The following is a 13078-nucleotide window of genomic DNA, read 5'->3' on the forward strand; positions in this document are numbered from 1 at the left end:
GTGATCGTCGGCAATGGGTTACAGCAACGGCTCACATAGAGCTGCGCGCCCCCGCCGTACCCCGCAAGCCCTTCTCCCCGCCCCCGCCCCTGCCATCGCCCCCGACACCCTCGTCCTCCATGCGTCCGGCCGCCCGCTCCGCCGTCCGCCGGGCCCAGCCGCCGGTGGTGACGGCACCCAGGACCAGTACGGCCAGGCCGCAGCCCGCGATGATCCACCACCCGGGCCGCGCCGCGGAGGCGAACACCTCCTTGTACGGGCCCGCCCCGATACCCGACGCCAGCACCGCGCCGATCACCGCGACCCCCAGCGTGCCGCCGGTCTGGCGGCTGGTGGAGGCGACCGCGGCGGCCACCCCGGCCTGGGAGCGGGGCATGCCCGAGACGGCCGTGTTGGTGATGGGCGCGTTGACGAAGCCGAAGCCGAGGCCGAACAGGAAGTACCCGATCACCAGCGTCACGTTCGACGACTCCGCGTCGAACCCGGCGAACAGGACCCCGCTCGCGGTCATCGCGACCCCTGCCATGAGCAGCGAGAACCGCGGCCCCCGGCTGCCGACCAGCCGCCCCGAGATCGGGGCGCACACAAAGCACATCACCGCCATCGGCAGCATCCACAGACCCGCGTGCAGCGCGGACAGCCCCCGCACGTTCTGCAGGTACAGCGTCGACAGGAACAGGAACCCGCTCAGCGCCGCGAACGCGCTGACCGCGACCACGGTCGCCCCGCTGAACGGCACCGACCGGAAGAACCGCAGGTCGATGAGGGGTTCGGTGCGCCGGGGCTCGTAGTAGAGCAGCCCGAGCAGCGCGGCCAGGGTGACCGTCCCGAAGGCGACCGTGTGCGAGACCGGTGAGCTGGGCGCCTCGATGATCGCGTACGTCAGCGAGCCGAGCAGCGCGATGACCAGCACCTGGCCGACCGGGTCCGGGCGGCGGGCCTTCGGCGCCCGGGACTCGGGGACGTACCGCAGGGTCAGCAGCAGCGCGGCGAGGCCCACCGGCAGGTTGATCCAGAAGATCGAGCGCCAGCCGACGGAGTCCACGAGCAGACCGCCGACGATCGGGCCGGCGGCCATGGAAATGCCGACCACCCCGCCCCACACCCCGATGGCCCGGGCCCGCTCGCGCGGGTCGGTGAACGTGTTGGTGATGATCGACATGGCGACCGGGTTGAGCATCGAGCCGCCGACCGCCTGGATCATGCGGAACACGATGAGCCAGTCGAGGCTCGGGGCGAGCGAGCAGAGCACCGAGCCGAGCGTGAACAGCACCAGCCCGGTCTTGAAGACCCGGCGGCGGCCGATCCGGTCGGCGGTCGAGCCCGCGAGCATCAGCAGCGAGGCCAGCACCAGCGTGTACGCGTCGAGCGCCCACTGCATACCGGCCACACTCGCGCCGAGATCCTTCTCCATGGAGGGCAGCGCGACGTTGAGCACGGTGACATCGAGGCTCACGATCAGCAGGCTCATACAGCAGATCGCCAGCACGAGCATGCGGCGGCGGGGACTCAGCTCGGACATGCGGTCCATAGTACGACTAACTAACGACTTTGGCTGTACTCCGTTCGGTGCGCGAGAATGGCCCAATGTCCACGCCCGTGACCGCCCCCGCAAACCTCCTCCGGATCGGCCCGCACACCGTGCAGCCGCCCGTCGTCCTCGCCCCCATGGCCGGGATCACGAACGCGCCCTTTCGCACCCTGTGCAGGGAGTTCAGCGGTGGCAAGGGGCTGTTCGTCAGCGAGATGATCACGACCCGGGCGCTGGTCGAGCGCAACGAGAAGACCATGCAGCTGATCCGCTTCGACGCGACCGAGAAGCCGCGCTCGATCCAGCTGTACGGCGTCGACCCGGCGACCGTCGGAAAGGCCGTCCGCATGATCGCGGAAGAGGGCCTCGCCGACCACATCGACCTCAACTTCGGGTGCCCCGTCCCGAAGGTGACGAGGAAGGGCGGCGGCTCGGCCCTCCCGTACAAGCGGCACCTGCTGCGCGCGATCCTGCGCGAGGCGGTGTCCGGCGCCGGGGACCTCCCCGTCACGATGAAGATGCGCAAGGGCATCGACGACGACCACATCACCTACCTCGACGCCGGCCGGATCGCCGTGGAGGAGGGCGTGACGGCCATCGCGCTGCACGGCCGCACCGCCGCCCAGCACTACGGCGGCACCGCGGACTGGGACGCGATCGCCCGCCTCAAGGAGCATGTGCCGGAGATCCCCGTACTCGGCAACGGCGACATCTGGTCGGCCGAGGACGCGCTGCGGATGGTCCGGGAGACCGGCTGCGACGGGGTGGTGGTCGGACGCGGCTGCCTCGGCCGGCCGTGGCTGTTCGCGGACCTGGTGGCGGCCTTCGAAGGACGTACGGAGGCCATCGCGCGCCCGTCCCTCCGCGAGGTCGCCGACATCATGGTCCGGCACGCCACGCTGCTCGGTGAGTGGATCGGGGACGAGGCGCGCGGGGTCATCGACTTCCGCAAGCATGTCGCCTGGTACCTGAAGGGCTTCGCGGTCGGCTCCGAGATGCGCAAGCGACTCGCGATCACGTCGTCCCTGGCCGAACTCCGGTCCGGCCTCGACGAGTTGGAGCTCGACCAGCCCTGGCCCCTCGGCGCGGACGGACCTCGCGGCCGTACCTCCGGCAACAACCGGGTGGTGCTGCCGGAGGGCTGGCTGAAGGACCCGTACGACTGCGCGGGCGTGAGTGAGGACGCGGAGCTGGATACCTCCGGAGGGTGAGGCCCTCTTGGCCGTCCGTCGTCTGCGGGTTCGTTGTGGCTGGTCGCGCAGTTCCCCGCGCCCCTGGGGGGTGCAGGGGGGCGCTGCCCCCCTGCACCCCCCAGGGGCATCCAAGGTCGGTTACGGGTGAGGCGTCGAGCCGTACGCCGTAAGGAACTTGTCGCGGAACGCGTCCATCTTCCAGACCGGTGCGTCGTCGGCGGGGCGCAGGCCGTCCGTCCAGTTCCAGTCGGAGATCTTGTCCAGGATCTTCGGGTCCTTGGCCACGACCGACACCGGCACATCGCGGCTGGCGTCGTTGCCGCTGACCCGGGCCATCGGCTGGTGGTCGCCGAGGAAGACGAGGACGGTGTTGTCGGTGCCGTACCGCGTGAGCCAGTCGATGAGGCTGGTGACCGAGTACTGGATCGACTTGCCGTACTCCTCCTTGGCCTTGGTGCCGTCGTAGAGGACGTCCTTCGGGTCCTTGCCCGCCTTCTGGATCGCGTTGAACACCGAGCCGTCGCCGAGCTGGTCCTGCGGGACCGTCTTCGGAAGGGGCGCCCAGGGCTGGTGACTCGACGTCAGGATGATCTCCGACATCAGCGGCTTGGCCTGCTTCCTGCCGTGCTCCAGGCGCTGGTAGGCCTCCAGCGTGTACTGGTCCGGCATGGTCGACCAGCTGAACTTCGGTCCCTTGTAGCCGAGATCCTTCGCCGCGTAGTTCTTCTCCAGGCCGTAGAACTTCGCCTCCGGCCAGCTCTTCTGCACGCCCGGCATCACCCCGACGACCCGGAAGTCGTCGGTGCGCCGGAACACCTCGGGGAGGGTGAGGCGGTCGCTGTTGACGAGGGTGCGGTAACGCTGTTGGGTGCTGATCCACAGGCCCGACAGGAACGTGGAGTGGCCGAGCCAACTGCTGCCGCCGTACGTCGCCGAGGTCAGCCAGCCGCTCTTCGCGGCGAATCCGGCGTCGGTCAGGGCCTGGGTCTGGTCGGCGAGCGTCCGGTCGACGCCGGGCGACATGACCGGGTCCTCGATCGCGCTGCGGCCGTAGCTCTCGATGAACGTGAAGATGACGTCCTTGCCGCGCAGGTCCGGCACCAGCTGGTCGGGGGGCGTCTTCGCGAACGGGTCCTTCTTCGCCAGCTTCTCGAACACCGCCTCGTCGCGAATGCTGTTGTGCACCCGTTGCACGTGCGCCTCGACGATCGCGGTGGCGTGGTTCGAGGCCAACGGCGCCCCGCCGAAGTTCGTGAGTCCGAGGGACATGCAGGTGATCCACACGGTGCCGGCGATGAGCGAGGCCTTGGTGGCGCCGGCGTTGTGGCGGGCGAGCAGGTTGCTGAGCCGCACGGTCGCGAGGCCTGTCCCGACGAGCAGGAGCAGCACGAGCACGATCACACCGAGGGTCGTGGCGATCGAACCCACCGCGCCTATGGAGTCGGTGAGGTACGACTGCGCGTCGCTCAGCAGCTCCCAGTCGACCATCACGTTGAAGTGCCGGCCCAGATACTCGACGTATCCCATGTCCAGCAGGTTCACCACGGTCAGCGCACCGAGGAAGACACCGATGCACGCCGCCGTGATCACTCGCGGCCGGCGCGGCATCGCGAGCAGCACGACGGCCGCGACGATCGCCTCCGCCGGGATCCGGAAGAACTCGGAGAGCCGGATCTGGTCGGCGGTGGCCGGCAGTTGCAGGGCGACGAGAACGAGAAGCGCGGAGAGGCCGGTGACCGCCCAGCTGAGGTTGCGGGCGACGGTGGGACGACGGGTGCGCCAGCCGGGCTTGGGGGACTTCTCCGTTTCGGCGGCTGCGCTGGCCTCGGCGGCTGCGGTGACCTCGGTGGCTGCGCCGGGCTCGGTGACCTCGGTGGCGGCGCTGGGCTCGGTGGCTGCGCCGGCCTCGGTGGGCTCGGTGGCCTTGGTGGCTGCGCTGGGCTCGGTGACCTCGGTGGCGGCGCTGGGCTCGGTGGCTGCGCCGGCCTTGGCGACCTCCGTGGCTGCGCCGGCCTCAGCCGCCGTATCGGCGGCATCGGTTGCTTCAGAAACCGCCGGGGTCTCCGTGGCGCTGTCGTCGGTGTCCGGGGATGGCGTCTCCGTCGAAGGTGCCTCGGTGGTGGCGTCCGTGGTGGCGTCCGTCGATGGGATGATGCGCGTGAACAGAGGCACCCCGAAGGTCCTTCCGTGTAGCCCGTGCAGGAGCGGCGGACCCGGCGTGGGAGCCGAGGTCCGTCACCATCCCGTACGGCGGGCCCTCGGCCTGCGTTCAGCCTCCGCGCCCAAGCACCCGGCAAACACCGGGCAAACGCCTCACCAAGCGTCCGGCCACACGCGTCGTCGTACGTCCGGTCAGGCGCCCCCGACCGCTGTGAGCAGTGCCAACGGGGCCGCCGCCGACCGGGACTCCCGTACACACGCGTGCGGGTAGGGCACCGGTTCGCCGTGGGTGTCGCGGCCGTAGCCGGCGAGGACCTCGGGGAGGCGGTGGCCGGTGGCGGTCGCCGCGTCGACGAGGGCGTGGGCGACCGTACGGGCCTCGTCGTGCAGGCCGTACCGGGAGAGGCCCAGGGTGATCAGGGCGTTGTCGTGCGGCCAGACCGAGCCCCGGTGGTAGGAGAGGGGATGGTAGGCGGACTGGCCCGACGCCAGCGTCCGTACACCCCAGCCGGAGAAGAAGTCCGGCTCGACCAGGCGTCGGCCGACCTTCTCCCCGTACTCCTTGTCGAGCAGCCCCGACCAGAGCAGATGGCCCGCGTCGGAGGCGAGCGCGTCGACCTGGTTGCCCTCGCCGTCGAGCGCGAGGGCCGGGAAGGAGTGCTCCGGCATCCAGAAGTCCCGCTGGAAACGGTTGCGGAGGTCGTCGGCCGCCTGTTCGAGGAGGGCGGCGTACGTCTCGTCGTCCCATACGGTGCGGGCGAGTTGGGCGGTACGGCGCAGGGCGTCGTACGCGTAGCCCTGGGCCCCCGCCGCCATCACCGGGCCGCTTGCGCGGGTGCCGTCGGCCGAGCAGATGGCGCCGGGGGAGTCCTTCCAGTTCTGGTTGGCGAGGCCGCCCTGGTCGGCCCGGTAGACCAGATAGCCGCGGGAGGTGAGGCCCCCGTGGTCGAGCATCCAGCCGATCGCCGCGCGGGCGTTGGCCTCCAGGCGGCGGGCCAGGGCCGTGTCGCCGGTCTGCTCGACATACGCGCCCAGGAGCACCAGGAACAGCGGGGTCGCGTCGACCGAGCCGTAGTAACGGCCGTACGGCACCTGCCCGAAGTGCGCCAGCTCGCCGTGCCGTACCTCGTGCACGATCTTGCCCGGCTGGGCCACGGAGTCCGGGCCGACCTCGGTCGCCTGGGTCGCGGCGAGCGCAGGGAGGGTGGCGGCGGCGAGTTGGGGGCGGTAGGGGAGTGCGAAGAGGGAGGTGAGGAGTGCGTCGCGGCCGAGCAGGGTGAGGAACCAGGGCGCGCCGGCGGCCGGTACGCGCAGCTCCTCGCCGTCGGGTCCCGTCGCGGGGACCTGCAGCGAGGCCAGGTCGGAGAGGCCGCGTGCGCAGGCCGCCGCCAGTTCCGGCCAGCCGGTGGGGAAGGCGACGCCCTCGACGAACTCCCCTTCCAGAGCGAGGAGTTGGTCATTGGCGGCGGAGGGCGAGGCGGGGACGAGCGGTTCCTTGGTCGCCCCGTGCGGGCGGGCCGCGACGCGCAGCGTCAGTTCCGCCGAACCGTGTGGTTCGAGGTCCAGGGTCCAGACGAGGCGCCGGGCGCCGGTGCCGGTCTCCTCGACACCGTCGGGAGGAGGCTCGGCGGTGACCGTCGTACAGGACAGCCATTCACCGCGCCGGTAGCTGAACTCGACGCCGTCGTCGAGGACTTCACGCCCCCGGACGGCGCCGGACTTGACGTACGTACGGTAGTCGGAGCGCAGCTCGAACTGGTCGGTGAAGTCGGCGTCGGCGGTGACCGCGATCCGGACCGTCGTCGGCCCCGGACGGTTGCTGGTCACCCGCAGCGCCTCGACGAACGCCCCGTCCGTGACGGCCTGTTCACGGAAGAGGGTGTAGGCGGGCGGCTCCTGACGGCCCCCGCGCGGTACGAGGACACAGCGCGCGGTGTCCCCGCCGGAGACCGGGCTGAGCGTCTCGGGCACAGCGCCGTCGACGGTGAGCTGCCACCGGCTCAAGTGCCGTGCGTCGCGTACGAATAGCCCGTCGGGCTGGCTGCCGCCGCGTACGCCGCTGATGTCCCCGCCGTCGCCGACGGCCGCGAACGTCCCGCCGTGCACGAGCAGATGATGCCGGTCCGTCATCGCCGTTCCCCTCCCTTGTCACTCATGTCGAACGCGTCGACAGCACCGAAGTCGGCGATGTCGGCGATGGGCTGCTGGTGGAGCAGGTCGAGGGTGAGCGCGGCGGTCCAGCCGAAGCCGAGTGCCCCACAGGCCTCGCCGGTGTACGGGTCCACGTACTCCGCGAAGTCGGTGGCGTCGGCGGTCTCCAGGAGCGCCGTGCGCAGCGCGTCGGCGTGGGCCCGCTCGCCGTGCTGCCGCAGCCCGCGCTCCACCAGCCATCCGGTGTTGAACCAGGCCGGCCCGCGCCAGTAGCGGTGCGGGTCGAAGGCCTCGCCGAGCAGGTCGTAGGACGGCACGAGGCGGGCGGCGCCGCCGACCTCGAAATGCGGCCCACGCGCGGTACGGACGAGGGTGGCGGCGATGTCCCGGGGGAGCGTGGGCAGGAGGAGGGGGACGATCCCGGAGACGCTGCGCTCGGGGACGAGGGAACCGTCCTTCACGTCGCGGCAGAAGAACATCCCCTCCGCCGGGTCCCACAGCCGCTCCACCAGGGCCGCCGTCAGGCGTTCCGCACGGGCGTTCCGGGCTGTCCCCGTCGCGCCCAGCTCACGGGCGATGCGCGCCAGGGCGTGCTCCGAGGCGATCAGCAGCGCGTTGAAGGAGGGGTCCTCGACGGCGAACTCGCCTGCCCCGTCCTCATACCCCCCGTCCCGGTAATCCGTGGCCAGTCGCACGTACCGTCCGTAGTCCAGGTCCGTCGGCCGGTCCTCGGCGGCTCCGTGGTCGAGGTCGGCGCGACGGAAGGAGCGGGCCGGGGCCGGGGTGACGCGGCTCAACGGGGCGTCCCAGCAAGGGCTGTTGTCCATACCCTGTTCCCAGGGGTGCACGACCGACGCGAGGCCGCCCCCGCCCAGGTCGCGGCGGTGCAGGAGATAGCGGTGCCAGGCGGCGAGTCGCGGGTAGGCGCGGGCGAGGAAGCCGCGCGAGCGGGACAGCCCGGGGTCGGCCTGGTGCACCAGCCAGACGGCCAGCGCGTGCACCGGTGGCTGCACGATGCCGGACGTCTGTACGGTGCGCGGGGCGCCCGCAGCGCGCCCCGCGGTCGAGGAGCGCCAGAAGTCAGGGCTCGGGAAGTACGCGTCGAGCGGGACGGAAGGATTGAAGACGATGTGCGGGATCCGCCCGTCGCCCCACTGGGCCGAGAGCAGTGTCTCCAGCTCCGTCTGCGCGCGCAGGGGCGACAGATGACGCAGACCGATCGCGATGAACGCGGAGTCCCAGGACCACTGGTGCGGATACAGGCCGTGCGAAGGCACCGTCGAGGTGCCGGTCCAGTTGGCCTCCAGCACCTCGGCCGCCCTGACGTGCACAGAACCAGCGCGAGCCGCCAGGTCGTATACAACGCCCCCCGAGCCCGATACCTCACCATGACCGGAAAAGGGAGGTGAGGATGTGGTGCGTACGGGGTCCAGGTTTCCCGTGCGACGGGCGGTGAGCTGGGTTGTGCGGTCCACTCGGTACTCCCCGTTGACGCTCGTCCTGCCAGTTCGGTACTGGCTACCGTAGGGTTACGTCTATTTAACACGCATAACTCAATATGTAATGCAAGCTTGAGAAACACAAGGGGGTGCGCATGAGTGGTCGTGCTCAGGCGAGCGCCGGCGATCTGCTCGAACTGGTACGCAGTGGGCGCGCGACGACCCGGGGTGCCCTGCAGCAAGTGACGGGTCTCTCACGGGCGACGGTCGGGCACCGGCTGGACCGGCTGTTCCGGGCGGGCTGGCTGCGCGAGGGTGCCTCGGGGCCGGTCGACTCGCCGCTCGGCGGTCGCCCGTCGATCACGCTGGAGTTCGACGACGCCCACGCCGTCGTCCTCGCCGCAGACCTCGACACCCGTCATGCCCGTGCCGCCGTTCTCACTCTCACGGGTGAACTCCTGGCGGAACATTCGGGCGCGCTGGCTGTCGACGACGGCCCCGACGCCGTACTCGGCGAAGTCGGCCGCTGGCTCGCGGAGCTCCTGACGAAGACCGGCCACCGCCCGTCCGAGGTCTGCGGCATAGGCCTCGCGGTACCGGGCCCGGTCGACACGGACACCGGCCGCGTCGTCCAGCCGCCGATCATGCCCGGCTGGGACGGCTACGACATACGATCCCGCCTGGCCCGCGCCTTCGCCGAACACACGGGCGAGCTGGCTGCGGCGAGGGTCCCGGTGCTGGTGGACAACGACGCCAACCTCATGGCGTACGGCGAGCAGCGCACCGGACACCCTGACTGCTCGGCCTTCGTCCTGGTGAAGGTCTCGACGGGCATCGGCGCGGGAGTGGTGGTCGGCGGCTCGGTGTTCCGGGGCATCGACGGCGGCGCCGGGGACATCGGGCACATCCGCGTTCCGCAGGGCGCCGAGGCGCTGTGCCGGTGCGGGTCGTACGGGTGTCTGGCCGCCATCGCGAGTGGTGGCGCCGTCGCCCGCCGCCTCGCCGAGACCGGGGTGCCGGCGGCGTCGGGCTCGGACGTACGGGACCTGCTCGCGGCCGGGCACCCGGGGGCGGTCGCGCTCGCGCGGGAGGCGGGCCGGAGCGTGGGGGACGTACTGGCGACGGTGGTGACGCTGCTCAACCCCGGCGTGCTGATGATCGCGGGCGACCTGGCGGGCACGCCGTTCCTCACGGGCGTACGGGAGCTGCTGTACCAGCGGGCGCTGCCGCGCTCGACCGCTCATCTGGACGTGGTGACGTCGAGGCTGGGGGAGCGGGCGGGGCTGGTGGGGGCCGGGGCGATGGTCGTGGAGTACCTGTACGCGCCTGAGCGGGTCGAGGAGCGGTTGGCGGCGCTCGGGGTGTGAGGCGAGGGGTGAGGGGGCCTGTGACAGGCGTGTTTCCCCTTCGGGTCGGCGTCCGCATGGTGAAATCCGGGCGGGCTTTCGCGCGTGATTCTCGCCACCCTTGATAGGGGTTGCGCTCAGATGAGCGGATCATGAGCGACTGCACTTCTCAAAGGATGGCACTGAGTGCCACCGTTTGATCGTTCATCGATAGAACTCAGGCGTGCCACTATGCGCTCACCTGAGCGACAAAATGCGTATGCGAGGGCGGTTGTCTTCAAGAAGTGAAAACATACCGATCCTGCTGCTTGCCAAGCTTTGACTTTGGATCTGCTGGCGGACGGATGGTTACAGGCGCATGACGCGCAAGTGGACGTACCCAGACGCCTTCGATCTGGGTATGTTCCTGGCCGTCAGGGCAGCCACCGCGTCCTCAAGGAGTTGGGACCCGTGTCGGAAAACAAAGATCCCCACGTAGCTCAGCAGAGCAACAGTGTTGAGGGCGTGAAGTTCGTTTACGACTTCACCGAGGGCAACAGGGACCTCAAGGACCTTCTCGGCGGTAAGGGTGCCAACCTCGCCGAGATGACCAACCTGGGCCTTCCGGTGCCTCCGGGCTTCACGATCACCACCGAGGCCTGCAAGACATACCTCGACAGCGGCGACGAGCCCGCGGCACTGCGTGACGAGGTGAGCGCGCACCTCGCGGCCCTCGAAGAGGCGATGGGCAAGAAGCTCGGCCAGGCCGACAACCCCCTCCTCGTGTCCGTCCGTTCCGGGGCCAAGTTCTCGATGCCGGGCATGATGGACACGGTGCTGAACATCGGCCTCTCCGACAAGTCGGTCCAGGGCCTCGCCAAGCAGGCCGGCGACGAGCGCTTCGCGTGGGACTCGTACCGCCGCCTCATCCAGATGTTCGGCAAGACGGTCCTCGGCGTCGAGGGCGAGCTGTTCGAGGACGCGCTGGACGCGGCGAAGACGGCCAAGAAGGTCACGGTCGACACGGAGTTGGAGGCTGCGGACCTCAAGAAGCTGGTCACCAAGTTCAAGAAGATCGTCAAGACCGAGGCGGGCCGCGACTTCCCGCAGGACCCGCGCGAGCAGATGGACCTCGCGATCCACGCGGTCTTCGACTCCTGGAACACGGACCGCGCGAAGCTCTACCGCCGCCAGGAGCGCATCCCGGGCGACCTCGGCACGGCGGTCAACATCTGCTCGATGGTCTTCGGCAACCTGGGCCCCGACTCGGGCACGGGAGTCGCCTTCACCCGCGACCCGGCCAGCGGCCACCAGGGCGTGTACGGCGACTACCTGCAGAACGCGCAGGGCGAGGACGTGGTGGCGGGCATCCGCAACACGGTCCCGCTCGCCGAGCTGGAGCAGATCGACAAGAAGTCGTACGACCAGCTGATGCAGATCATGGAGACCCTGGAGAACCACTACAAGGATCTCTGCGACATCGAGTTCACCATCGAGCGCGGCCAGTTGTGGATGCTCCAGACCCGCGTCGGCAAGCGCACGGCGGGCGCCGCCTTCCGTATCGCCACACAGCTCGTCGACCAGGGCCTCATCGACGAGGCGGAGGCACTCCAGCGAGTCACCGGCGCCCAGTTGGCCCAGCTGATGTTCCCGCGCTTCGACGAGGAGGCGAAGGTCGCACAGGTCGGCCGGGGCATCGCGGCGTCGCCGGGTGCGGCGGTCGGCAAGGCGGTGTTCGACTCGTACACCGCGGTGAAGTGGTCGCGTTCGGGCGAGAAGGTCATCCTGGTCCGCCGGGAGACCAACCCCGACGACCTCGACGGCATGATCGCCGCCGAGGGCATTCTGACCAGCCGTGGCGGCAAGACGTCCCACGCGGCCGTGGTCGCGCGCGGGATGGGCAAGACGTGCGTGTGCGGCGCGGAGGAGCTCGAAGTCGACACGAAACGGCGCCGGATGACGGTACCGGGCGGGCATGTGGTGGAGGAGGGCGACCTCATCTCCATCGACGGTTCGAGCGGCAAGGTGTACCTGGGCGAGGTCCCGGTCGTGCCGTCCCCCGTGGTCGAGTACTTCGAGGGCCGGATGCACGCGGGCGCCAACGACGCCGACGAACTCGTCGAGGCGGTCCACCGGATCATGGCCTTCGCGGACAGGAAGCGCCGGCTCCGTGTCCGGGCCAACGCGGACAACGCCGAGGACGCGATGCGGGCGCGGCGGTTCGGCGCGCAGGGCATCGGCCTCTGCCGTACGGAACACATGTTCCTCGGCGACCGGCGCGAACTGGTGGAACGCCTGATCCTGGCCGACACGGACACCGAGCGCGAGGATTCCCTGAAGGCGCTTCTCCCGCTCCAGAAGCAGGACTTCGTAGAACTGTTCTCGGCGATGGACGGCCTGCCGGTGACGGTCCGTCTCCTCGACCCGCCGCTGCACGAGTTCCTGCCGGACATCACGGAACTGTCGGTGCGAGTCGCCCTCGCCGAGTCCCGCAAGGACCCGCACGAGAACGAGCTGCGCCTGCTCCAGGCGGTGCACCGGCTGCACGAGCAGAACCCGATGCTGGGGCTGCGGGGTGTGCGGCTGGGCTTGGTGATCCCCGGCCTCTTCACGATGCAGGTGCGGGCCATCGCGGAGGCGGCGGCCGAGCGGAAGAACGCGAAGGGCGACCCGCGCGCGGAGATCATGATCCCGCTCGTCGGCACCGTCCAGGAGCTGGAGATCGTCCGCGAGGAGGCCGACCAGGTCATCGCCGAGGTCGAGGCGGCGACGGGCACGCAGCTGAAGCTCGCCATCGGCACGATGATCGAGCTGCCGCGGGCCGCGCTGACGGCCGGCCAGATCGCCGAGGCGGCCGAGTTCTTCAGCTTCGGCACGAACGACCTGACCCAGACGGTGTGGGGCTTCAGCCGGGACGACGTGGAGGCCTCGTTCTTCACGGCCTACCTGGAGAAGGGCATCTTCGGGGTGTCCCCGTTCGAGACGATCGACCGTGACGGGGTCGGCGCGCTGGTCAAATCCGCGGTGGAGGCGGGCCGCGCGACGCGTCCTGATTTGAAGCTGGGCGTGTGCGGCGAGCATGGGGGAGACCCGGAGTCGGTGCACTTCTTCCACGAGGTGGGGCTGGACTACGTCAGCTGCTCGCCGTTCCGGATCCCGGTGGCCAGGCTGGAGGCGGGGCGGGCGGCTTCTTCTTCGGCGGGGAGTGATCATCGGTAGAGCGATCACTGGTTAGGGGCACTGGCGGTTCCAGGAGGCCCCCGAAGACGCCGGAACCGT

General features: G+C 70.1%; 7 protein-coding genes. 3 read left to right on the forward strand and 4 right to left on the reverse strand.

All coding sequences use genetic code 11. The features are described from left to right. Positions 1-31 precede the first annotated feature (31 nt). Complete coding sequence (locus tag OG734_RS33275; protein WP_330291126.1) at positions 32-1522, reverse strand: MFS transporter; 1491 nt, start codon at positions 1520-1522, stop codon at positions 32-34. A gap of 65 nt (positions 1523-1587) precedes the next feature. On the opposite strand from OG734_RS33275, the gene dusB reads away from it, so the two are divergent. Then, entirely contained in the window at positions 1588-2742 is a 1155-nt protein-coding gene (dusB, locus tag OG734_RS33280) for a tRNA dihydrouridine synthase DusB (protein ID WP_330291127.1), read from the forward strand. A gap of 120 nt (positions 2743-2862) precedes the next feature. Here dusB and OG734_RS33285 read toward each other — a convergent pair whose 3' ends face one another. The 3 genes from OG734_RS33285 to OG734_RS33295 form a co-directional block, all read right to left on the reverse strand. Then, a complete protein-coding gene (locus tag OG734_RS33285; protein WP_330291128.1) occupies positions 2863-4896 on the reverse strand; it encodes a CDP-alcohol phosphatidyltransferase in 2034 nt (677 codons plus the stop codon). Between the two features lie 180 nt (positions 4897-5076). Further along, on the reverse strand, positions 5077-7014 hold the full coding sequence (locus OG734_RS33290; RefSeq protein WP_330291129.1) for an amylo-alpha-1,6-glucosidase: 1938 nt from the start codon (positions 7012-7014) through the stop codon (positions 5077-5079). Beyond that, positions 7011-8510 carry an amylo-alpha-1,6-glucosidase gene (locus OG734_RS33295; protein ID WP_443064965.1) on the reverse strand — a complete coding sequence of 500 codons (1500 nt, stop codon included), beginning with the start codon at positions 8508-8510 and terminating at the stop codon, positions 7011-7013. Before OG734_RS33295 ends, OG734_RS33290 begins: the two co-directional genes overlap by 4 nt. A gap of 119 nt (positions 8511-8629) precedes the next feature. Between OG734_RS33295 and OG734_RS33300 the strand changes: the two genes are divergently transcribed. Continuing rightward, a complete protein-coding gene (locus tag OG734_RS33300) occupies positions 8630-9841 on the forward strand; it encodes an ROK family protein (RefSeq protein WP_330291130.1) in 1212 nt (403 codons plus the stop codon). A gap of 429 nt (positions 9842-10270) precedes the next feature. Beyond that, positions 10271-13018, forward strand: a complete 2748-nt coding sequence (ppdK, locus tag OG734_RS33305; RefSeq protein ID WP_443064966.1) for a pyruvate, phosphate dikinase — start codon at positions 10271-10273, stop codon at positions 13016-13018. Positions 13019-13078 lie beyond the last annotated feature (60 nt).

It is taken from the genome of Streptomyces sp. NBC_00576 (genome assembly GCF_036345175.1).
Lineage (GTDB): Bacteria > Actinomycetota > Actinomycetes > Streptomycetales > Streptomycetaceae > Streptomyces.

Excerpts from the sequence above, each read along its gene's own strand:
- OG734_RS33290 (WP_330291129.1), bottom strand. The coding sequence starts at position 7,014 with ATGACGGACCGGCATCATCTGCTCGTGCACGGCGGGACGTTCGCGGCC.
- OG734_RS33300 (WP_330291130.1), top strand. The coding sequence starts at position 8,630 with ATGAGTGGTCGTGCTCAGGCGAGCGCCGGCGATCTGCTCGAACTGGTA.
- OG734_RS33275 (WP_330291126.1), bottom strand. The coding sequence starts at position 1,522 with ATGTCCGAGCTGAGTCCCCGCCGCCGCATGCTCGTGCTGGCGATCTGC.
- dusB (WP_330291127.1), top strand. The coding sequence starts at position 1,588 with ATGTCCACGCCCGTGACCGCCCCCGCAAACCTCCTCCGGATCGGCCCG.